Consider the following 19,873-nt stretch of genomic DNA (forward strand, 5'->3'; position numbering starts at 1 on the left):
CTGGTCAGCGGGCGGTGCGGTCGCGGGACGGGTCGACCCGCCGGAGCCAGCGCCGCTGCCATGGCGTCTCCACGGCGCGCGGGTGGTGGCGGGCGCGGACCCAGGCCACCGCCCGGTCCGCGGGCAGCCCGTCGAGGACGGCGAGCGCGGCCAGCGCGGTGCCGGTCCGGCCGACACCGCCCCGGCAGGCGATCTCCACCCGCTGCCCGGCGTACGCCCGCCGCCGTGCCTCGCACAGCGCGTCGAGCGCGTCGGCGCGGTCCAGCGGCAGCCAGAAGTCCGGCCAGCGGATCCGCCGGTGCGGCCAGGCGGGGAGCGGCCCGGGGGCGAGCAGCAGGGCGAAGTCGGCCGGCGAGGCGCGGTCACCGATTCGCCGTCCGCGCACGACGGCGCCACCGGGCAGCGTCACCAGCCCGGCCCGGTCCTCCCAGGACTCCGCCGCCATCGTTCCCATTGTGCCGCCATCGCGAATGCCGGGATGCCCGCCGGACGGTTGTCCGGCGGGCACCGCGTTCAGATCCGGGCCCTGCCCGGTGCGATCGGTCAGCGACCACCCAGCCCGAGGCGCTCACGGCGGCGTGGCGCAGGGCGGCAGGACCTGGCCGGTGATACTCCCCTCCTACTGATCACAGCTTGTTGCGGTAATAACTTGGGTGGTCCACGGGGTGGCGGTTGGGGTGAGTTGCAACTCGGCGGTGCCGGCGCCGGTCTTCCCGGTGAGCAGCGCGAGGTCGAGGGTCCGGGTGGCCCCGGGCCGTACCTCGACCGTCGCGACCGCCACCTGCCGCCGGCGGTCGGTCCCGCTGCTCATCGCGGCGGTCCTCCCGTCGAGGCGGCCGCCGAGCACCGCCCCACCGGCCGGGCTGTACACCGACAGCAGGGTGCGGGCGGTGTACGGATCGCTGGAGCGGGCCAGACCGGTGACCGACTTGGACAGGCCCGAACGCGGCGCGGTGGAGTGCACGGCGACCCGGAGCCGGAGCTCCCGCCGGCCGTCGGACTGGCAGTCACCGACCGTCAGATGCGCCGAGAACCGCAGGTAGTAGCCGAGCTTCGCGCCGCTGCCGTCGTTGAGGAACACGCCGACCGTCGGCACGGTGTCCTTCCCGGGGAGCGTCCCGGTCAACCGGCTGTCGCCCAGGACGCGCTGCTCCTCGGGATGGGCACTCCAGAACAACATCCGGCGTTCGGTAATAGACCGGTTGAAAACGGTCAGAAGTTGTCGGGGGTTGACGCTCCTGTTGAGGAACGTGTCGAAGACCGCCGACGCCGCGGCGGCGAAGTAGGCGTCCTGCGCTTGGGAGTCGAGGTCCCGGTAGGCGTCGCTGAGCAACGCCCGGACCACCGTGCTCCCCGCGAGGGGCGCGTTGCCCGGCATGGGCACCGGCCCGGTCACCGTCAGCAGGTACGACAACACCACCGGATCCACCGCGAGGACACCGTCCACCGTGGTCCCGCTACGCCGTCGGACCATCTCCCGGTAGAGGCTGGCCGCGGTCGGGAAGTCCGGGACGAGATTCACGTCCGCCGGATACCTGCCCGGCAGGTCGGTCCAGAGCTGCCGCACCTGCGGGTCGATGCGCAGTGGCGGGTCGAAGGGGCGCAGCCCGGCGCTGGAGCCCGGGGCCGTCATCCGAACCCGCCCGCCCTCGGCCTGGATCACCGAGTACGCGCCGATCATGCCGCCGGTGGCGCGCAGCTCCGCGAGATTCTGGGAGACGAGCAGGTAACGCCGGGGGCCGTCGGCGCCGAGCAGCGGCGGCAGCAGCCGGGCGCCCTGGTCCGCGGCGGCGGTGAGCTCCACGAGCCGGTCGATCTCCGCGCGCAGGCCGGTGAGCGTGTCCCGCACCTGCCCGACGAGGTCGTCGACGGGTACCGCGCGCAGCCGCTCCCCGGTCTCCCGGACCGCCTGGTCGGCCGCCGACAGCTCGGTGGCGACGGAACGGAGCCGGGCCAGGTCGAGACGACCCTCGCGGGGCACCAGGGAGGCGAGGTCGATCCGGAGCAGGGTCGGGAAGGCCCGCCGGGCGAGGTCGTCGGTCGCCACCGCGATCTGGCGCACCGCCGTCAGGTCTTCCCCGGCGTACGGGCTCCGCTGGCCGAGCCACCAGCCCGGGTCGCCGGTCGCACCGCGGGCGGCGCCGGCCTGCTCCTGGAGCGCGGCGAGGGTGCGCTGGGCCCGACCCGCGTCCCCACCGACCACCTCGGAGCTGAGCTCCCGGGCCAGGCCGGCGGCGTTGAGCAGGTGCGCCCGCGCCTGCCAGCCCCGGAAGCCGACCCACCCGCCGGTCAGCAGCAGCAGCGAGCCGACCACCAGGCAGGTGAGCAGGGCCCGGCGTATCCGCGCCCTGGTCCGTCGGCGGGAACCGCTCCGTCGACGACGCGACACCCCGCGCTCCGCCACACCACTCTCCACTCCAAAAAACGGATAGAAGTGACGTTCGGTCGATTTCTGCCACATATTACCGGTGGTCAAGTGGCGTATCAACGCTCTTTACGGGTGTAGTGCTTTTTACGAGGTTTGTTCGCCTCGCCGATCCGCCCGGGCGGCCCGCGCCGAGACGTCGTAGAGCATCTGCTCGATCCGGTCGACCCCGGCCCGCAGTGACATCTCCCGTAGGTACGCCTCGCGTCCCCGGCGGCCCATGTCCGCGCGGGCCGGCGGCGGAATCGCGGAGGCCAGCCAGAACCGGTCCGCCAGCGCGGCCCAGTCCTCCGGCGGGCAGGAGAGTCCCGCCCGGGCCCGTTCGACCAGCGCGACGGTGTCACCGCCGGCCGAGGCCACCACCGGCGAGGCGCAGGAGAGGGCGGCCTGCAGCTTCCCGGGCACCATGCCGCGCAGCTCGGGCAGGTCTCGCAGCATCACCAGCTGGTAGTCGGCCGCCGCGTACAGCTCCGGCATGTCGATCGGTGAGCGCCGATCCACGAAGCGGACGTTGTCCGCCCGCAGCTCGGCGGCGAGCCCCCGCACCCGCCGCTCCTCCGCGCCGGAGCCGACCAGGACGAGGTCCAGCCGGTCGTCCAGGGCCGCCGCCGCGCGCACCGCGGTCTCCAGACCCTGCCGTACGCCGATCGTCCCGGCGTGCATGACCACGCACCGGCCGTCCCGGCGGATCAGCCGCCTGGCGGCCCGACTCGGCTGGGTCGGCTGGAAGATCCGCTCGTCGGTCCAGTTGAGCACGATCCGGACCCGACCCGGGTCGGCGCCGCCGTCGGAGACGAGGTCCCGCATGGACGGCGCGCTGACCGCGATGCCGTCGGCCTCCGAGTAGAGCCGGCGCAGGGTGGCGCCGACCCGCCCCGACCAGCGCCGGGTGTCGGCGCTGCGGGACTCGTCGTCCTCCGGCCACACGTCCTGCACGTGCAGCACGGTCGGCACCCGGCCGAGCAGCCGCAGCAGGCCGGCGGCGGCGAAGGTTACCGCCGGGAGCTGGAAGACGTACAGGGCGTCGATGTCACCGAGGTAACGCCGGCCGGTGAGCGCGACGCTGCCGGCGAACGACAGCCAGCTGGCCATCCGCGCTCGGGCGGACCCGTCGCCCCCGGCGTACCGGGGCACCCGGCGGACGGTCAGCCGCTCGCTGCGCGTCTGGTGCCGCCAGCGCTGCCGCCAGCCGGGATAGACGTGCCCGCCGGGGTAGTCCGGGAAGCCGGTGAGCACGCGGACCTCGTGGCCGCGGGCGGCGAGCTCCTCCGCCAGGCTGCCGGGGATGAACGCCGGCTCCGGCGGGAAGTGGTACGACAGGATGCCGATCTTCATGCGCCGGCCCCCGGCGCGGCGGCCCGCCACCGAGCCATGGGCACCCCGTACGATGCCGACAACCCCTCCGCGTCCGGCCGCGACCGCCGGAGCACCACCGTCGCGGCGAACCGTCCCGCGACCGCGTCGACGAGAGGGGTGCCGATGGTCGACGAAGTGCTCTTCGTCTGCCACGCCAACATGTGCCGGTCACCGATGGCGGAGTACATCGCGCGCCGGCTGCTCGCCGCACACCCGGTCACGGTGGCCAGCGCGGGCACCGACGCCGTCGACGGGACGCCCATGCACCCGTACGCGATCGACGTCGCGGCCGGGACCGGCGCCGACCCCACCGGTTTCCGCGCCCGAAAACTGCGCCCGGAACACCTGACGGCGGCCACGGTGGTGCTGACCGCGACCCGGCGCCAGCGCTCGCTCTGCACGGCGCTGGCCCCGGAGGTGCTGCACCGGACCTTCACGCTCCGCCAGTTCGCCCGGCTGGCCGCCGCGGCGGAACCGCCGACGGACCCGGCCGGCCGACCGCTGCGGGCGGCGGTCGAGGCGGCGGCCCGCGCCCGGGGGCGGCTGCAACCCGCCGCCCCCGGCGCGGACGATCTGCGTGACCCGATCGGTGGCACGCCGGCGGACTTCCGGCGCTGCGCCGAGGAGATCGAGCAGTCGATCAGACCCGTGCTGGCGCTCATCGGGACAGCCGGGTGAGTTCCTGAGTCGGATCGCTGCCCCGGCCCGTCCCGCGGCGCTCGCCCCGCCGGGCGGCGGGCGCCCGGTCGGCGGGCCCGGACGGCGCGGGCGGCAAGGTCACCCGGTACGCCTCGTACTGGTAGGCGTCCGCCTTCGGCATCTTCGCCATGTTCAGCACGCAGCCGAGCAGCCGGACCGAGACCGAGTGCAGCGACCGGGCGGCGGCGGCCACCTGGCGGCGCGAGGTCCGCCCCTGCTGGGTGATCAGCAGGGCACCATCGGCCTGCACCGCCACCACGACCCCGTCGGTCACGGCCAGCAGCGGCGCGGTGTCGATGACCACGATGTCCGCGGACTCCCGCAGGGTGAGCAGCAGGTCCGCCATCGCCTTGGAACCGAGCAGCTCGCTCGGGTTGGGCGGCGTGGACCCGCTGGGGAGCACCAGCAGGGACTTGTCGCCCCAGCGCTGGACGACGTCGCCGACCTGGACGTCGCCGACGAGGACGTCGGTGAGGCCGACGCCACCGTCGAGGGCGAGATAGTCGGCGACCTTGGGCCGGCGTAGGTCAGCGTCGATGAGCAGCACCCGCCAGCCCGCCTCGGCCAGCGCGATGGCCGTGTTGCAGGCCATGGTGGTCTTGCCCTCGCCCTGGAGGGCGCTGGTCACCGCGATGACCCGGGCCGGCTCGTGCACGTCGACGAAGCGCAGGTTGGTGCGGAGCTTGCGGACCGCCTCCGCGCGCGCCGAGTTCGCCGCCTCGCCGACGATCAGCGGGGCGCTCCGGGCGTCGCTCTCGAACGGGATCTCTCCCAGCAGCGGGCTGCCGGTCACCCGCTGGAGCGCGGCGGCGTCCCGCATCCGCACGTCGGCCAGCCCGCGGAGCACGGCGAGCGCCATGCCGAGCAGCAGGCCGAGCACGCCCCCGACGGCCAGGTTGCGCACCGGCTGGGGGGAGACCGGGCTGGAGCTCACCCGGGGTCCGCTGACCACCTCCAGCTTGATCGGGGAGGCCGTGGCGTTCGGTGGCGTCTCCACCTTCTGGACCAGCTCCACGAACTTGGCGGCGAGGGTCTCGGTGATCTTCAGCGCGCGGGTCTGGTCGGTGTCGGTGACCGTCGCCTTCAGCAGCACCGTGCCCGCCTCGGTGGAAGTGGTGACCCGCCGCTGCACCTGGCCGGCGGTGAGACCGACCGGGTTCTCGGCCACCACGCTCTGCGCCAGCCGGTCGCTGGTGAGCAGGTCGACGTACGACTTCACGCGCTGCTGGAGAAAGAGCCCGCCCTGGTAGGCGTCGGCTACGCCCTGGCTGGGCGTGGTGACGAAGAAGGTCACCGAGGCCACGTACCGGGGTGGGGTCCGGACCGTCACGAGGGCGGCCGAACCCAGCGCCACCATCAGGGTGACCAGAACGATCCACCAGTGGCGTCGGATCAGGCGCAGGTGGCTGCGAACGTCCATCACAACTCCCCTCGCGTCGAGCCAGCTATCCGGAAAAACCGCACGAAACCTCCCTAAGACGACCAGCACACGTGCCAGGATCTAAAGCACTCATCCTTCTCGGTGAACGACTCAACGAATGTAGACGATCAGACCGGCATATAAGTACCAAATCCTCCCATTCTCGGATCAGACGTAGAGGGCAGACCATGGATCGCGAAGCCACCACCGCCGAGGCAGCCGCAGCACCCCGCGCCGGAGCCACCCACCGCGCGCCACCCCGCCTCTGTTAACGCTGGACACGGTCGCCTGGTGCGCCGGTTTCCTGGGTGCCGCGTAGACCCGCTTCGAATTCGGCCTGACCCGGCCCAGTCCGTCCGGGTGCTGTCCGCCGCGCTCGCCTGCGCGGCGGTCCCCGTCGCGATCAACGTGGTCCGCTCCCGGGTCGGCGCGCGGCACCCGATCGATGCGCGCCGGCCAGCACTCCGCTGGTGGGCACCGCCGTCGCCCTGCTCCTGATGGGGCGGCCCGGGCCGCCTGGCGCGCCCAACGGGAGCGCCAGGCGGCGCCCGGTCCGTGGCACGGAACGGTGTCTCGTCTACGGCGTGGACGAGGCCAGCGAACGGCTCGCCCGGGTGCTCCTCGGCGACCCGCGCAGCCGGTACGTCCCGGTCGGACTGCTCGACGACCACTCCGGACACCACCGCCTGCGCCTGGCGGGGCTACGCGTGCTGGGTGGCCGGAAGGAGATCGCCGAGGCCGTCCGCCGGGCCCGGGCGCGTACCGTGATCTTCTCGATGGGGGCTCGGACGCCAGGTTGCTGCGCGACGTGCGCAGCCGGACCCTCCAGGCGGACGCCGCGTTCAAGGTGCTCCCCCCGGTACGCGAGCTGCTGGACCGGCCGGTGGCGGTGACCGACGTACGGGACATGCAGATCACCGACCTGCTCGGCCGGGGGGAGCGGGTGGCCGACCTGGCGGTGGAACGCAACGGGTTGGCCGGTCGGCGGGTCCTCGTCACCGGGGCGGGTGGCTCCATCGGCTCGGAGCTGTGCCGGCAGATCGCCCGCTGCGAGCCCGGTGAGCTGATCATGCTGGACCGGGACGAGTCGGCGCTGCACGCCCGGCGAGGCGATCAAGACCAACGTGTGGGGCACCTGAACGTCCTGGAGGCCTGCCGGGAGGTGGCCAAGTTCGTCAACATCTCCACCGGCAAGGCGGCCAATCCGGTCAGCGTGCTCGGCTACTCCAAGCGGATCACCGAGCGACTCACCGCCCACTCGGCCCAGCTCGACGGGGCGTACCTCAGTGTCCGGTTCGGCAACGTGCTCGGCAGCCGCGGATCGGTGCTGACCGCGTTCCAGGCGCAGATCGAGGCCGGGGTGCCGATCACGGTCACCCACGGCCCGCGCTGACCGGCTCCCGCGGTGGGACGGCCCAGCCGTCCGGGCGTCCCACCGCGTCCGGTCCGCACCCGGCCGGACGCCACGGCTCAGCGCCGGCGTTCGGCCGCACGCTCCTCCTCGGTCTCCTCGGTCTCCTCCAGCGCGTCGGCGAACGGCTCCGTGAAGTCGTCGCCCGGCACCGCGATCTCCTCGGCCCGGTCCTGCTCGTCGGGACGCCCGCCGGCCGGCGGCTCGGGGGCGGTGGGGTCACCGGCGAAGCCGTACTCGTTGGGCTCGTCGTGCCTGCTCATGCGGTTGACCTCCGGTCTGCTCCGTGTTCGCCTCTCGCCGCCAACGCTAGGCGCTGATCGTCTCCCCCGCAGCGCGGCGGCGATGTTGCGGCCGGGCCCGGCGCGCCGGCGGCCAGGACCGCCCAGAGGACGTGCCGCAGCGCCACGACGGCCGCCGCCACCGCCAGCGCCGACCAGCCGCCCGCGAGGGAGAGGCGCAGCAGCCCGGCGGCCACCAGCAGGTCCAGCAGGACCCGCAGCGCGGCCCGCCAGGAACCGGTGGTGACCAGCGCGGCGAACCCGGCGAGGAAGGCCAGCCCGGTGGTCAGGTCCGGCAGCGCGCCGGTCACGGCGCCGGCCCGCCGCCCGCCTGGCCAACCTGCCGCTGCTCCTGGGTGATCTCCCTGCGGAGGAAGAAGTTCAGCGCGGTCCGGATGGTGGCGATCGCTGCGAGCTGCCCGATCTGGGTGAAGGTCGGCGACACCGCGGTACGCAGGATGTCCGCGGCCAGCTGGAACTCCAGCCCGAGGGTGAGGAACCGGCCCAGGGAGAGCCGGATCGGGGTGAACAGGGCGGCGTCGCGGTGCCGCAGGCCCATGGCCACGAACCGCGACGCCGCCCAGAGCGCCCCGATGAAGATGATCAACGCGCCGGCGACCTCCACCACGGCGACCACGATCTCGTCGCCGTGGCGCAGGACCTCCGACCACCGCACCCCGGGGCGTTACCCGGCGCGGCCGGCAGTAGTCGGCCGGCGCGGAGCCCGACCCGCCCGGGCGATCAGGGCAGCTCGGCGACCGCCTCGAAGATCAGCCAGAGGCCGCAGATGGCGAAGAGCACCGCGGCGCCGTACCGGATGGCCTTCTCCGGCAGGTGCCGGCCGAGCAGCCGGCCGACCAGGATGGCCAGCGCGTCGGCGGCCACCATGCCGAGCGTGGAGCCGAGCCAGGTGCCGAACCAGCCGTACTTGGTGGCCAGGGTGATGGTGGCGAGCATCGTCTTGTCGCCCAGCTCGGCCAGGAAGAACGCGACACCGACGGCGACGATCGCCGACTTGCCGGTCTTCTCGGCCTTGCGCTTCTCCTCCTCGGTGAGCTTGTCGCCCCGCAGGGTCCACGCGCCGAAGGCGAGGAACGCCAGGCCGGCGATCAGCGAGATCCAGGCGGTGGGCAGGGCGGCGTTGAGTCCGTACCCGATCGCCACCGACGCCAGGTGCACGACCGCGGTGGCCACGGTGATGCCGATCAGCACCGGCACGGGTTTGAACCGCGTGGCGAACGTCAGGGCCATGAGCTGGGACTTGTCACCCAGCTCGGCGACGAAGATGACGCCGAAGCTGATCACCAGCGCGACGAGGAAACCGTCCATGTGAACCTTCCCGATCAAGCCGGGAGGAGGTACGGGGGCGCCCTCGACCCGGCTGCGACAGCCTGAGTCGAAGGTCTCGCCCGCCCCGGAAACCGGGGCCGCGTGGCCGGATGCGGAACGCACCAGTATGTCGACCACGTCATTGGGGGCTACTCCCCTTCGCGGCGGACAGCCTAGCCCACCCCGCCCGCCACCGGCCGTCGCGGGTGAACAGGGTCACCCGCGACGGCGCCCGGCCGCGCCGCCGTTCAGTCGGCCCGGGCGAGCGTGACCCCGAACAGGCCGTCCGGGTCGGTCCAGAATGCCTCCGTGGCGAAGCCGGCGCCGGTCAGCTCGGTCGCGAGCCCCTCGGGCCGGAACTTCGCCGAAATCTCGGTCCGCAGCTCCTCCCCCGCGGCGAACTCGACGTCCAGGTCGAGCACCCGCACCCGCATCGGGCGCTCCGCGCGCAGCCGCATCTCGATCCACTCGTGCTCCCGATCCCAGACGGCCACGTGGGCGAACGCCTCCGGGTCGAAGTTCGCGCCCAGCTCCCGGTTGATCACCCGGAGCACGTTGCGGTTGAAGTCCGCGGTCACCCCGGCCGTGTCGTCGTAGGCCGGCACCATCACCTTCGGGTCCTTGACCAGGTCGGTGCCGATCAGCAGCCAGTCGCCGGCCTCCAGCGCCGCGCGCATCGAGGTCAGGAACTCCGCCCGCTCGACCGGCAGCAGGTTGCCGATCGTCCCACCGAGGAAGACCACCAGCCGCCGGCCGCCGGTGGGCAGCCGGTCCAGCTGCCGGGTGAAGTCGCCGACGATCCCGCGTACCCGCAGCCCCGGATAGTCGGCGGCGATCTCCGCGGTGGACTGCCGCAGCGCGCTGATCGACACGTCCAGCGGCACGAAGGTGCCCAGCCCGCCGCGGCGGGTGAAGGCGTCCAGCAGCAGCCGGGTCTTCTCCGACGAGCCGGACCCCAGCTCGATCAGCGTCTTCGCGCCGGTGCGTTCGGCGATCTCGCCGGCCCGCTCGGCCAGCACCGCCCGCTCGGCCCGGGTCGGGTAGTACTCCGGCAGCCGGGTGATCTCCTCGAAGAGATGGCTGCCCCTGGCGTCGTAGAACCACTTCGGTGGCAGCCACTTCGGTTCGGCGGTCAGCCCGAACCGCACATCCTCCCGCAGACTGCGGCCGAGGTCCTGCTCCTCCAGGTAGATCTCCAGTGGCTCCGCGCTCATGAGGTGTCCCTTCGGTTGGCGAACGTCCCTGTCCCACCTGCGAAAAACTCCGCCATCACCCGCCCGTGAGCGCGCGCGTGCGCACCTTGGCCCGGGTGGCAACCACCAGCTGCCCGTCCGGCACCGGCCGCCAGTCGGGGTCGTCGTCGAGGGGCTCGGAGGCCACCAGCACCGAATCCCCGGCGGTCCGGACCGACAGCGCGTGCCCGGCGGCGCTGGCCACCACCGTCCGGCCGTCGGTCAGCAACAGGTTCAGCCGGGAGCCCGGGGCGGCGACCGCGACCGCCGCCACCGTCGCGGCCACCGCCACAGCCGGATCGTCGCCGGCCCGCAGCCGCTGCCGGACCAGCGCCCAGAGCAGCGCGGCGTCGGTCGGCGCGTCCAGCGTGAGCAGGTCACGGACCGGCAGCTCGGCGGCGAGCGGGACCACCGCGTCCGGCCAGCCCCGGACCACCCCGTTGTGGCTGAACAGCCAGCGCCCCTCGGCGAAGGGCGCGGCAGCGCTCTCCTGCACCGGCATCCCGACGGTGGCCGAGCGGACGGCGGCCAGCACCGCGCCGGTCACCGTCGCGGCGGCCAGCTCGGGCAGGGTGGTGTCGGCCCAGAGCGGCTGGGCGCGCCGATAGCGGACCGGCTCGCCCTCGCCCGGGTACCAGCCGACGCCGAAGCCGTCGGCGTTGATCGTGCCGCCGCCGCGCATGTCCCGGGGCGCCCAGGACTGCCGCAGCAGCGAGTACGGCGGGTCGTACAGCAGCGACCGCAGGCTGACCGGCGGCCCGAGGTACGCGAGGTGGCGACACATCAGGCGGCACCGCCGCTCACCCGTGCGCCTCCTCGGGCCGGGCGTCACGGGCGCAGCGGAACCCGCTGAAGATCTGCCGCCGGATCGGGTAGTCCCAGTTGCGGAAGGTGCCCCGGCAGGCCGCCTTGTCGGTGCCGAACGAACCGCCCCGCAGCACCCGGTGGTCGTCGCCGAAGAAGACCTCCGAGTACTCCCGGTACGGGAACGCGGCGAAGCCCGGGTGCCCCCGGAAGGTCGCCGAGGTCCACTCCCAGACGTCGCCGATCAGCTGGTGCACGCCGAGCGGCGAGGCTCCCGCCGGGTACGCGCCGACCGGCGCCGGCCACAGGTGCCGCTGCCCCAGGTTGGCGTGCTCGGCGGTGGGGTCCTCGTCTCCCCACGGATAGCGGCGGGACCAGCCGGTCGCCGGGTCCCAGCGGGCCGCCTTCTCCCACTCCGCCTCGGTGGGCAGCCGCCGGCCGGCCCAGGCCGCGTACGCCTCCGCCTCGAAGAAGCAGACGTGCACCACCGGCTCGTCGTCGCGGACCGGCGACCAGCGGCCGAACCGCCGGTACGCCCAGCCGTCGCCGTCGCGCCGCCAGTGCATCGGCGCGGTCAGCCCCGCCTCGGTGCGGTGCCGCCAGCCGGCCTCGCTCCACCAGCGCGGCTCGTCGTACCCGCCGTCGGCGATGAACTGGCGGTACCAGCCGTTGGTGACCGGCGCGGCGTCGATGGCGTAGGCGGGCAGCTCGACGGTGTGCGCGGGGCGCTCGTTGTCCAGCGCCCACGGGTCGGTGGAGGTGCCCATGGTGAACGGGCCGGCCGGCACCAGCACCTCGCCGGCCACCCGGGCCCGCGGCGGCGGCGGCGGTGGCGCGTCCAGCACCGGCGGCCCGGAGCGCAGCTGGTGGGTGGCCAGCATGGTCTCGTCGTGCTGCTGCTCGTGCTGCACGATCATCCCGAACGCGAACCCCTCGGCGACGAGCTCCCGTTCGGCGAAGCGGATGCCGTCGAGCAGGTCGTACACCTTGTCCCGGACCGTGCTCACGTAGGCCCGCGCCTCGGCGGGCGGCAGCAGCGGCAGCGACGGACGGTCCTTGCGGGGCTGCTTGAACGCGTCGTACAGGTCGTCGATGTCCTGCCGGACCGGTGGGCGGCCGCCGACGTCGCGGACCAGCCAGAGCTCCTCCTGGTTGCCGACGTGGGCCAGGTCCCAGACCAGCGGAGACATCAGCGGCGAGTGCTGCCGCATCAGGTCGTCGTCGTCCACCGCCTCGGTGAGCCGGGCGGTGCGGGCGCGGGTCCGCTCCAGCTCCGCCGCGATCCGGGTGCGCAGCCGCTCCGCCTCCGTGTCCGGCCGCTCGGTCGTCGTCACCGGTACCCCCTCTCCGCGGCGGCGCGGCGCCGCCGGATCCCTCGGCTCGTCTCCTCGTGCCGGCCCGCCGGCAGCTCCAGCCGTGGCAGGGCCGCCAGGGCCAGGTCGAACAGGGCCGCCGCCGCCTCGGCGAGCGGCCGGTCGGCCAGGCCGTACCGGGCGGCCGCGTGCCAGCGGTCGGCGACCGGCGCGGCGACGGTCAGCGCGGTCCGGGTGGTGCCCGGATCGGTGAACAGGGCGGCCAGCACCGCGACCGGCAGCGTCCACTCCCGACCGGGCTGGGCGTCCAGGTAGCGGACCTCCAGGTAGCCGCGGGGGCGGACCGGCGGGAAGAGCGTGCTGACGTGGTATTCCAGGTCGTCGGTGGTGGGTGGCCGGGGCAGCGCCCCGGCGAGCCAGTCGGCGAAGGTGACCCCGGCCGGCGGCGTCCAGTCCGGACCGTCGTCGCGCAGGCAGAGCAGCGGCGCGGCGAGGACGTACTCCGTCCAGGCGGCGATCGGGTCCCGGTCGGGCCGGGCGGGGGACCAGACGGGTCGGGTCCGGGGCGGGTCGATGGCCAGCCAGGCGGCCATCCGGGCCGAGGCCCAGCCGGTACGGCGGCCGGCGTGCCGGTCGGCGGTGGCGAACGCGGCCAGTAGCGGCGGCCCCACCGCGTGCACCGCCGCCCACCGCTCGGCCAGCCGCTCCGGCTCGCCGGCGTCCAGGCAGACCTGGAGCCCGGCGGTGCTGTACATCATGGTCCGACCGGCCGGCCCGCGCCGGTCGAAGACGCAGCGCATGGCCTGGTAGCGCGGGGTTTCCACGACCGGGCGGGGGGCTCGCCAGGGGTCGATGCCGGTGTGGCCCAGGACCAGGCCGGCGGCGTCCAGCACGGCGGTCAGCCCGGCGATGTCGGCCTCGGTGGCCGCGATCAGCGCGGCGACCGACGATCGCGGCGGGGTGGAGATCTCCACCTGCCCGCCCGGCTCCACGGTCACGCTGCCGCCGCCGGGGAGCGGCTCGGCGGGGCTCGTCCCGCCGATGGTGGCGGGGCTGTGCCGCCCCAGGGCCCGGCGCAGTCGTTCACGGTCGACGGGGCGGGCCGGATCCGCCGCGTCGTGCACGGTCCATTCCAGTTCGACGCCGGTGAACCGGGGTGGGCCGGTCTTGAAGCAGATCCTGGCGATGTGCCCGACCGCCCCGGCCGTGTCCCGCAGGACGGTGATCCGGTCCAGCTCCGGTGACATCACCAAGAGACGGCTCCCTTCTCCGTGCGGGTCCCGACCGCTGCGTCGACCACACCGTCACCGACCGTGCCCGACCGGCTCCCCGCGGTCCCACCATCTTCTGTCTAGCAGACGGATTCCGCGCGCCCGTAGAGATGAATTTTTGTCCGGATCGGCGACTCAGCCGTCGCCGCCGGTGCTCGGCTTCCCGGTCGGCGCGGCGGGAGTGGGTCGGGTCGACTTGGCGGCACCAGCGCTGGTCGAGGCCTTAGGGCTCGCCTCCGGCACCAGCCGCAGGCAGTAGTCCTCGACGTTGTCGGCGCCCCCGGCGGCGGTCACCAGGTCGGCGAAGCCGGGCGTCTCCAGCGCCTTGGCGCGCTGCGGGGCAGACTTGGCGAGGTACGCCCGGCAATGCCCGGTCAGACTCGGCGTACCCGCCGATTCGCCCGGCCCGGCGCCGGTGGCGCTCGGGGTCGTGGTGGCCGAAGCGCCGGGCTCGCTCCCGGTCGGGTCGGCGTCCCGAGTGCGCGGCGGCGAGCTGTCGACGCCGGAGCCGGACCAGCCCGGCGAGCTGGGTGCGGGTGGGAGCGTCGGCTCCTCGGGGCGCTCGAGGCTGACCGCGGCGAAGGCGACGCCGGCGGTGGCGGTGGCGGCGAGCCCGGCGACCCAGGCCGCCGCGTGGGCCCGCAACCTCCGGGGTCGGGGTGCTCGCGCCGGCACCGGCGCGGGCGCCGTACGGGCCGCCCGGAACGCGGCCAGGGCCTGTTCCTCCCCGGACAGCTCGCCCGGGTTCGCGGGAGCGGCGGCGGCGGCGAGCAGGTGCCGCAGCGGGTCGGCGTCGGCCGCGGGTCGGCGGTCGCGGGCCGCGTCGAGGAGACGCTCGGACTCCGCCCGGTCGGCGGGTCCGTCGGACCGGCGAAAGCTCATCGGAATCCCCTCACGTCATCCGTCCGCCGGCTCGGCGTGCGGCGCACTGGGCGCCTGCCGTCCCCGGCCGGTACGGGGGCGGGGTGGGCTTGACGGCTGGTCCGGTTCGGCGCGTTCGAGCAACGCGGCGAGCCGGCGCAGGCCCCGGTGGGCGGCGGTGCGGACCGCGCCGGGGCGCCGGCCGAGGACCCGCCCGGCGGTCTCCGCGTCGAGCCCGATCACGGCCCGGAGCAGCACCGCCTCGGCCTCCCTGGGTGGCAGGGTGGCGATCAGCGCGAGCGCCGCCTCGGTGCCGATGGTCTCGCCGGCCCGTTCGGCGGTGTCCGCGTCCCCGGCCAGCTCGCTGAGCGCCTGCACGGGCACCGGCAGCGACGGCCTGCGGCGCTGCCGGCGCAGGTGGTCCATGGCGCGGTTGCGGGCGATCGTCACCGTCCAGGCCCGGAACTCGCCGCCGGTGAAGCTGGGCAGGTCCCGGGAGATCTGCAGCCAGGTCTCCGAGGCGACGTCCTCGGCGTCCGCGCCGACCAGTGCGGTGAGATAGCGCAGCAGGCCGGGCTGCAGGCTGCGGTAGAGGAAGCGGAAGGCTTCCTCGTCCCCGGCCTGCGCGGCGACGACCGCCTCGCTCAGCTCAGCCGTCATGGGCCCGCCGTCCCGAATCCGCGGGTCGACCCGTGCCGGAGCCGGCGTGGCCGACGCCCGCCCTGTCCGCCAATCGGACCACCACCCGCACCATCAGCCCCCCGCTGACCTGATCGCGTCCGACGCCGCAGCGGCGGACGGCACATGTGGACAACGCCGCGGAGCACGGCCGTCGGCGGACATACCGTACCGGCGTCCTGGGGCGGCCCGGAGCCGGGCTAACGCTAGGAGTCGATCGGGGGTGGGACAAGTTGCCGTTCAACCGGGAGAGAGTGAGATTTATCTACGGTCGACAACGGCGAGTCGGCGTAACGACAGACGCCCGCCGGACGCTCCGGCGCTCGGATCAGGGGGCGAACGAGCGAAGGAGGTGTCTGGAAGTCGGACATACGAACCCTTCGGCCCCCATTCCTGGCCGATCGTACCGGTGCCGTCACGGTCAACCGAAAGGCGCGGGTGTCGGTGACCGTTCGGCGGATCGACCCGGGGCCGGCCGCCGCCCGCGACCGGGGAGATCGCGGGAAATACTCCGCGATCGCTCTGGGTACGGTATTGGGGTGTTGTCATCGGAAGTCGTACTCAGCGGTCGGTACCGCCTGGACGAACGTGTCGCCACCGGCGGCATGGGCGACGTCTGGCGTGCCACGGACCTGGTGCTGGGCCGTCAGGTCGCAGTGAAGGTCCTGCTTCCGGCGCTGGTGTCCGACCCCGACTTCATCGCCCGGTTCCGGGCCGAGGCCCGGATCATGGCCTCGCTGCGCAACCCCGGCATCGTGCAGGTCTTCGACTCCGGCATGGACGAGCTGCCCGACGGCAGCCGCGCCGACTACCTGGTCATGGAGTTCGTCGAGGGCGAGCCACTCTCCCGCCGGATCGAAGCCGCCGGGCAGCTCGAGGTCGCCGAGACGATGTCGATCGTGGCGCAGGTGGCCCAGTCCCTGCACGCGGCGCACGCCCGCGGCATCGTGCACCGGGACGTCAAGCCGAGCAACCTGCTGGTGCAGGACAACGGCAGCGTGGTGCTGGTCGACTTCGGCGTGGCCCGGTCGACCAACGTCACCAGCATCACCAGCACCAACGCGGTGCCCGGCACCGCCCTCTACATGGCTCCCGAGCAGGCCGCCGGCCGCCCGGTCTCCGGCGCCACCGACATCTACGCGCTCGGCGCGGTCGCGTACTGCTGCCTGACCGGCGGCCCGCCGTTCACCGGCGACAACCCGCTCCAGGTCGCCGTGCGCCATCTCGACGACGCGCCGCCGGAGCTGTCGCCCGACATCCCGGCGCCGGTCCGCGAGCTGGTCGCCCGGGCGCTGGCGAAAGACCCGGCCGACCGTTTCCCGACCGGCGCCGCGATGGCGGCGGCGGCCCGCGCCACGGTTTCCGATTCGCCCACCGCCACGGTGCCGGTCGCGCTGCGCCGGCCGACCGGCCCGACCAACACCCGGAACGACCTGACGGCCGCGGCGCCGCTGGCCACGGTCCCCCCGGTGGGCCGCCGGGGCCGACGCGGCACCCTGGTCGGCGCGCTCGCCGCGGTGCTGGTGGCGCTGACCGCCCTCGGCGCGGCGCTCGGCGCGGCGAAGTCGGTAAACAACAACCCGGCCACCACCATCCCGCCCACGTCGTCCGGGGTCGCGCCCAGTGGGGGCGCCGGCGAGGAACCCGTGGTCAACGAGGTCACGCCCACCGACCAGAACGGCCGGACCTACCGCCCGATCGGCCCGGGCACGCGGCCGTCCGTCTCGCCCTCGGCGACGCCGAGCGCGGTGCCGAGCGCGACCGCCGACCCGGCACCGTCGGGCAGCCCGTCGAGCTCCGCGCCCGTCGACCCGCCGCCGACCACGACGAGCACCCCGCCGAACCCGCCGCCGACGACGGAGAGCACCCCGCCGAACCCGCCGCCGACGACGGAGAGCACCCCGCCGAACCCGCCGGCCGAGGGCACCACCTGAGCTGAGCCGACCACGCTCCGGCCCGCGACCGCGGGCCGGAGCGTTGCCGTTGCGGGGGTCGGCGTCACTCCGCACCGAGCGCCTCGACCACCGGCCGGGCCAGCGCCCGCCGGGCCGGCAGGACGGAGGCGGCGAGCGCGGCCAGCACCGCCACCGCGAGGATCAGGCCGAGCCTCCCCCACGGCAGGACCAGGGTGAAGTCCCCGCCGATCCGGGCGACCACGGCCATCGCGCCCGCGCTGACGGTGGACCACGGTGGACCTTGCGGAGTGGGGATGGAGGACCTTGGCACGGAGGGGCCCGTAGCGGAGGCGCTTCCTACCAGTATCAGCGACGCGGAGGCGTGATATCGCAGACGAGTCAGCTCCAAAGGCAGTGCGGGACCTACCAGGGGCGGCCCCGGTGAGCCGTCAGGCGAACCTTTCGATGGTCACCGGGATCAGCCCCTCCCGGCGCAGGGCGGCGGTGAGTTCGTGCAGCACCGGCCCGATCGTGTCGTCGGCCCCGGTCGCCAGCCAGGGGCGTGCGTCCCTCTCGTCCGCGAAACGGGAGGGCTCAGGAGGCGAGCAGTTCGCGCATCCGGGTGATCTCGACGCCCTGTTCGGTGGCGACGGAGTTGGCGAACTCGGACATGGTCAGGTCCGCGCCGACCTTGAGCAGGTCGGTCGCCATCGCGACGGCGCCCTGGTGGTGCTCGGTCATCATCTGGACGAAGAGCCGGTCGAAGTCCGCGCCCCGGGCGGCGGCGAGCCGTCGCATGGCCTCCGGGGACTGCATGCCCCGCATGGTGCCGTGGTCGTGGCCGGGCACCTCGGCGGGCAGGTCCCGGGCGGCGAGCCAGCCGCGCATCAGGCCGATCTCCGGCCCCTGGGCGGCCCGGATGCGGTCGGCGACGGCGCGTACCCGCGGGTCGGCGGCCCGTTCCGGGGCGAGCGCGGCCATCTCCAGGGCCTGCTGGTGGTGCGGGATCATCATCCGGACGAACCAGACGTCGAGGCTGTTGAAGCGGGGTGGCGCGGCGTCGCGGACCTCCTGCGCCGGGCGGGCCACCGCCGACTCACCGGGCCGCCCGGGGACGATGACCGGCGGTACGTCGACGGTGGACGACGGGCTCGCCGCCGCGACCGGCCGGGCCGCCGTCGGCGCGGGATCGTCCCGGCTCCGCAGTGCCACGCCGAGGGCGACGAGCATCAGGGCCGCTGCTGTGACGGCGATCAGTACGCGTCCACGTCGGCCGGTCATGCGCCACTCCCTCCGATCGAGGTGAGAGCGATCCTATCCATAGACCAACCGCGCTAGATGTGACCCAGATCACATTGATGACGGTGATCCATCGGTAAGGTGTGGGCAATCGTCATCCCCTTTCGAAGGGCCTCGCCGATGATCAGATTCCGTACGCCTCCCGCCCGCCGTCTCCGGATCGTCAGCCTGGCCGCCGCCGGCCTCCTCGTCGCCGGTGCGGCCGTCGCCCCAGGCGCTCAGGCGACACCACGACTCGCCGCCGAACCCGCCACGGTGGACACCGCCGGGCTCGGTGTCGACGAGATCTCCAGCAGCCCCAACCTCCGGCAGATCGCCAACCTGCCGAAGCAGGCGCCGTTCGACACCGAGAGCTCCTTCGGCACCGACATGGCCTTCCAGGGGCCGTTCGCGTACGTCGGCAACTACAACGGATTCACCATCTACAACATCGCGAACGCGTCGAAGCCGAAGATCATGTCGCAGGTGCTCTGCCCAGGCTCCCAGAACGACGTCTCCGTCTACGGTGACCTACTCTTCCTCTCCACCGACTCCTCGCGCAGCGACGACTCCTGCAACAGCGTCTCCCAGTCGGCGTCGATCAAGGAGTCCTGGGAGGGCATCAAGGTCTTCGACATCAGCGACAAGACCAACCCGCGCTACATCAAGTCGGTGGAGACCGACTGCGGCTCGCACACGCACACGCTGGTGCCCGGAAAGGACGGCACATCCGTCTACCTGTACGTCTCCTCGTACAGCCCGGCGTCGGCCTTCCCCGACTGCCAGCCGCCACACGACTCGATCTCGATCGTGAAGGTGCCACTGGACCGGCCCACCGAGGCGGCGGTCGTCGCCACGCCGAACCTCTTCGCCGACGGCGGGTACCCGGGCCGCCCGGGCGGCTCGGCCACCACCGGCTGCCACGACATCACCGCGTACCCGCAGAAGGACCTGGCCGCCGGCGCCTGCATGGGCGACGGCATCCTGATGGACATCTCCGACCGGGAGGCGCCCCGGGTGATCAACCAGGTCCGGGACACGACCAACTTCGCCTTCTGGCACTCGGCCACGTTCAACAACACCGGCACCAAGGTCATCTTCACCGATGAGCTGGGTGGCGGTGGCGCGGCGACCTGCAACACGGCCGTCGGGCCGAACCGCGGCGCGGACGCCATCTACGACATCACCGGCAGCGGTGACGCCCGGACGATGGTGTTCCGCAGCTACTTCAAGATCCCCCGGGCCAACTCCAGCACCGAGAACTGCGTGGCCCACAACGGCTCGCTGATCCCGGTGCCCGGGCGCGACGTCATGGTCCAGGCCTGGTACCAGGGCGGCATCTCCGTCTGGGACTTCACCGACTCGGCGGCCCCGCGGGAGATCGGCTACTGGGAGCGGGGCCCGATCTCCGACACCCAGTTGGTGCTCGGCGGCACCTGGTCGGCGTACTACTACAACGGCAACATCTTCTCCAGCGACATCCAGAAGGGTCTGGACGTGCTGGAGATCGACCAGGAGTCCATCCCGGGAGCGAACACGAGGCACCTGACCCGACTCAACGTGCAGACCCAGCCCGACTACCGGGACTGACGGTCAGCCGGGCTCGGGCCCGGTCCCCGC

At 73.7% G+C, this 19,873-nt stretch carries 19 protein-coding genes and 1 pseudogene; 4 read left to right on the forward strand and 16 right to left on the reverse strand.

All coding sequences use genetic code 11. From position 1 onward, the window contains the following. Window positions 1-4: 4 nt before the first annotated feature. The 3 genes from OG799_RS13600 to OG799_RS13610 all read right to left on the reverse strand — a co-directional run bounded on the left by OG799_RS13600 (window position 5) and on the right by OG799_RS13610 (window position 3,760). Window positions 5-445: a protein-tyrosine phosphatase family protein gene (locus OG799_RS13600; protein ID WP_406045393.1), complete on the reverse strand. Its 441-nt coding sequence runs from the start codon at window positions 443-445 to the stop codon at window positions 5-7. 174 nt (window positions 446-619) lie between these two features. Continuing rightward, on the reverse strand, window positions 620-2,416 hold the full coding sequence (locus tag OG799_RS13605) for a DUF4012 domain-containing protein (protein WP_406045394.1): 1,797 nt from the start codon (window positions 2,414-2,416) through the stop codon (window positions 620-622). 96 nt (window positions 2,417-2,512) lie between these two features. Continuing rightward, a complete protein-coding gene (locus OG799_RS13610) occupies window positions 2,513-3,760 on the reverse strand; it encodes a glycosyltransferase family 4 protein (protein WP_406045395.1) in 1,248 nt (415 codons plus the stop codon). Window positions 3,761-3,904: 144 nt separating this feature from the next. Between OG799_RS13610 and OG799_RS13615 the strand changes: the two genes are divergently transcribed. Then, window positions 3,905-4,459 carry a low molecular weight phosphatase family protein gene (locus tag OG799_RS13615; protein ID WP_406045396.1) on the forward strand — a complete coding sequence of 185 codons (555 nt, stop codon included), beginning with the start codon at window positions 3,905-3,907 and terminating at the stop codon, window positions 4,457-4,459. On the opposite strand, the gene OG799_RS13620 is transcribed toward OG799_RS13615, so the two are convergent. Continuing rightward, the gene (locus OG799_RS13620) at window positions 4,440-5,900 is read right to left on the reverse strand and encodes a polysaccharide biosynthesis tyrosine autokinase (RefSeq protein ID WP_406045397.1); all 1,461 of its coding nucleotides are present in this window, start codon (window positions 5,898-5,900) and stop codon (window positions 4,440-4,442) included. The two genes, OG799_RS13615 and OG799_RS13620, sit on opposite strands and share 20 nt — an antisense overlap. A gap of 808 nt (window positions 5,901-6,708) precedes the next feature. Between OG799_RS13620 and OG799_RS13625 the strand changes: the two genes are divergently transcribed. Next, window positions 6,709-7,293, forward strand: coding sequence for a polysaccharide biosynthesis protein (locus OG799_RS13625; RefSeq protein ID WP_406045398.1), 585 nt, complete (start codon window positions 6,709-6,711; stop codon window positions 7,291-7,293). A 77-nt stretch (window positions 7,294-7,370) separates the two neighbouring features. Here OG799_RS13625 and OG799_RS13630 read toward each other — a convergent pair whose 3' ends face one another. The 10 genes from OG799_RS13630 to OG799_RS13675 all read right to left on the reverse strand — a co-directional run bounded on the left by OG799_RS13630 (window position 7,371) and on the right by OG799_RS13675 (window position 15,062). Further along, window positions 7,371-7,574 (reverse strand): hypothetical protein, encoded by a 204-nt coding sequence (locus OG799_RS13630; RefSeq protein ID WP_406045399.1) that lies wholly within the window; start codon window positions 7,572-7,574, stop codon window positions 7,371-7,373. Then, window positions 7,571-7,903 carry a hypothetical protein gene (locus OG799_RS13635; RefSeq protein WP_406045400.1) on the reverse strand — a complete coding sequence of 111 codons (333 nt, stop codon included), beginning with the start codon at window positions 7,901-7,903 and terminating at the stop codon, window positions 7,571-7,573. The genes OG799_RS13630 and OG799_RS13635 overlap by 4 nt, the downstream gene beginning before the upstream one ends. Next, window positions 7,900-8,268: a DUF1622 domain-containing protein gene (locus tag OG799_RS13640; RefSeq protein ID WP_406045401.1), complete on the reverse strand. Its 369-nt coding sequence runs from the start codon at window positions 8,266-8,268 to the stop codon at window positions 7,900-7,902. The genes OG799_RS13635 and OG799_RS13640 overlap by 4 nt, the downstream gene beginning before the upstream one ends. A 65-nt stretch (window positions 8,269-8,333) precedes the next feature. Further along, on the reverse strand, window positions 8,334-8,921 hold the full coding sequence (locus OG799_RS13645; protein WP_406045402.1) for a TMEM165/GDT1 family protein: 588 nt from the start codon (window positions 8,919-8,921) through the stop codon (window positions 8,334-8,336). Window positions 8,922-9,169: 248 nt separating this feature from the next. Next, on the reverse strand, window positions 9,170-10,135 hold the full coding sequence (gene egtD, locus OG799_RS13650; RefSeq protein WP_406045403.1) for an L-histidine N(alpha)-methyltransferase: 966 nt from the start codon (window positions 10,133-10,135) through the stop codon (window positions 9,170-9,172). A 55-nt stretch (window positions 10,136-10,190) separates the two neighbouring features. Next, a complete protein-coding gene (egtC, locus tag OG799_RS13655) occupies window positions 10,191-10,937 on the reverse strand; it encodes an ergothioneine biosynthesis protein EgtC (RefSeq protein ID WP_406045404.1) in 747 nt (248 codons plus the stop codon). A gap of 16 nt (window positions 10,938-10,953) precedes the next feature. Next, window positions 10,954-12,291: an ergothioneine biosynthesis protein EgtB gene (egtB, locus tag OG799_RS13660; protein ID WP_406045405.1), complete on the reverse strand. Its 1,338-nt coding sequence runs from the start codon at window positions 12,289-12,291 to the stop codon at window positions 10,954-10,956. Beyond that, complete coding sequence (gene egtA, locus OG799_RS13665) at window positions 12,288-13,523, reverse strand: ergothioneine biosynthesis glutamate--cysteine ligase EgtA (RefSeq protein ID WP_406045406.1); 1,236 nt, start codon at window positions 13,521-13,523, stop codon at window positions 12,288-12,290. The genes egtB and egtA overlap by 4 nt, the downstream gene beginning before the upstream one ends. Before the next feature lie 153 nt (window positions 13,524-13,676). Continuing rightward, complete coding sequence (locus OG799_RS13670; protein ID WP_406045407.1) at window positions 13,677-14,423, reverse strand: hypothetical protein; 747 nt, start codon at window positions 14,421-14,423, stop codon at window positions 13,677-13,679. A gap of 15 nt (window positions 14,424-14,438) precedes the next feature. After that, window positions 14,439-15,062 carry an RNA polymerase sigma factor gene (locus tag OG799_RS13675; protein ID WP_406045408.1) on the reverse strand — a complete coding sequence of 208 codons (624 nt, stop codon included), beginning with the start codon at window positions 15,060-15,062 and terminating at the stop codon, window positions 14,439-14,441. Between the two features lie 557 nt (window positions 15,063-15,619). On the opposite strand from OG799_RS13675, the gene OG799_RS13680 reads away from it, so the two are divergent. After that, entirely contained in the window at window positions 15,620-17,014 is a 1,395-nt protein-coding gene (locus tag OG799_RS13680) for a serine/threonine-protein kinase (RefSeq protein ID WP_406045409.1), read from the forward strand. A gap of 64 nt (window positions 17,015-17,078) precedes the next feature. Here OG799_RS13680 and OG799_RS13685 read toward each other — a convergent pair. Both OG799_RS13685 and OG799_RS13690 read right to left on the reverse strand, forming a co-directional pair. Next, window positions 17,079-17,258, reverse strand: a pseudogene (locus OG799_RS13685) (hypothetical protein); the annotation flags it as partial. A 311-nt stretch (window positions 17,259-17,569) separates the two neighbouring features. Beyond that, window positions 17,570-18,256, reverse strand: coding sequence for a DUF305 domain-containing protein (locus OG799_RS13690; protein WP_406045410.1), 687 nt, complete (start codon window positions 18,254-18,256; stop codon window positions 17,570-17,572). A gap of 138 nt (window positions 18,257-18,394) precedes the next feature. Here OG799_RS13690 and OG799_RS13695 point away from each other — a divergent pair, with 138 nt between their 5' ends. Next, window positions 18,395-19,843: an LVIVD repeat-containing protein gene (locus OG799_RS13695; RefSeq protein WP_406045411.1), complete on the forward strand. Its 1,449-nt coding sequence runs from the start codon at window positions 18,395-18,397 to the stop codon at window positions 19,841-19,843. The last annotated feature ends 30 nt before the right edge of the window (window positions 19,844-19,873 follow it).

The sequence above is a fragment of the Micromonospora sp. NBC_00898 genome (genome assembly GCF_045207895.1).
Taxonomy (GTDB): Bacteria; Actinomycetota; Actinomycetes; order Mycobacteriales; family Micromonosporaceae; genus Micromonospora.

Bases quoted from the DNA above. Each gene is read 5' to 3' on its own strand.
- OG799_RS13615 (WP_406045396.1), top strand. From the start codon at position 3,905: ATGGTCGACGAAGTGCTCTTCGTCTGCCACGCCAACATGTGCCGGTCA.
- OG799_RS13645 (WP_406045402.1), bottom strand. From the start codon at position 8,921: ATGGACGGTTTCCTCGTCGCGCTGGTGATCAGCTTCGGCGTCATCTTC.
- egtC (WP_406045404.1), bottom strand. From the start codon at position 10,937: ATGTGTCGCCACCTCGCGTACCTCGGGCCGCCGGTCAGCCTGCGGTCG.
- OG799_RS13670 (WP_406045407.1), bottom strand. From the start codon at position 14,423: ATGAGCTTTCGCCGGTCCGACGGACCCGCCGACCGGGCGGAGTCCGAG.
- OG799_RS13600 (WP_406045393.1), bottom strand. From the start codon at position 445: ATGGCGGCGGAGTCCTGGGAGGACCGGGCCGGGCTGGTGACGCTGCCC.
- OG799_RS13610 (WP_406045395.1), bottom strand. From the start codon at position 3,760: ATGAAGATCGGCATCCTGTCGTACCACTTCCCGCCGGAGCCGGCGTTC.
- egtD (WP_406045403.1), bottom strand. From the start codon at position 10,135: ATGAGCGCGGAGCCACTGGAGATCTACCTGGAGGAGCAGGACCTCGGC.
- OG799_RS13630 (WP_406045399.1), bottom strand. From the start codon at position 7,574: ATGAGCAGGCACGACGAGCCCAACGAGTACGGCTTCGCCGGTGACCCC.
- OG799_RS13620 (WP_406045397.1), bottom strand. From the start codon at position 5,900: ATGGACGTTCGCAGCCACCTGCGCCTGATCCGACGCCACTGGTGGATC.
- OG799_RS13690 (WP_406045410.1), bottom strand. From the start codon at position 18,256: ATGACCGGCCGACGTGGACGCGTACTGATCGCCGTCACAGCAGCGGCC.
- OG799_RS13675 (WP_406045408.1), bottom strand. From the start codon at position 15,062: ATGACGGCTGAGCTGAGCGAGGCGGTCGTCGCCGCGCAGGCCGGGGAC.
- OG799_RS13695 (WP_406045411.1), top strand. From the start codon at position 18,395: ATGATCAGATTCCGTACGCCTCCCGCCCGCCGTCTCCGGATCGTCAGC.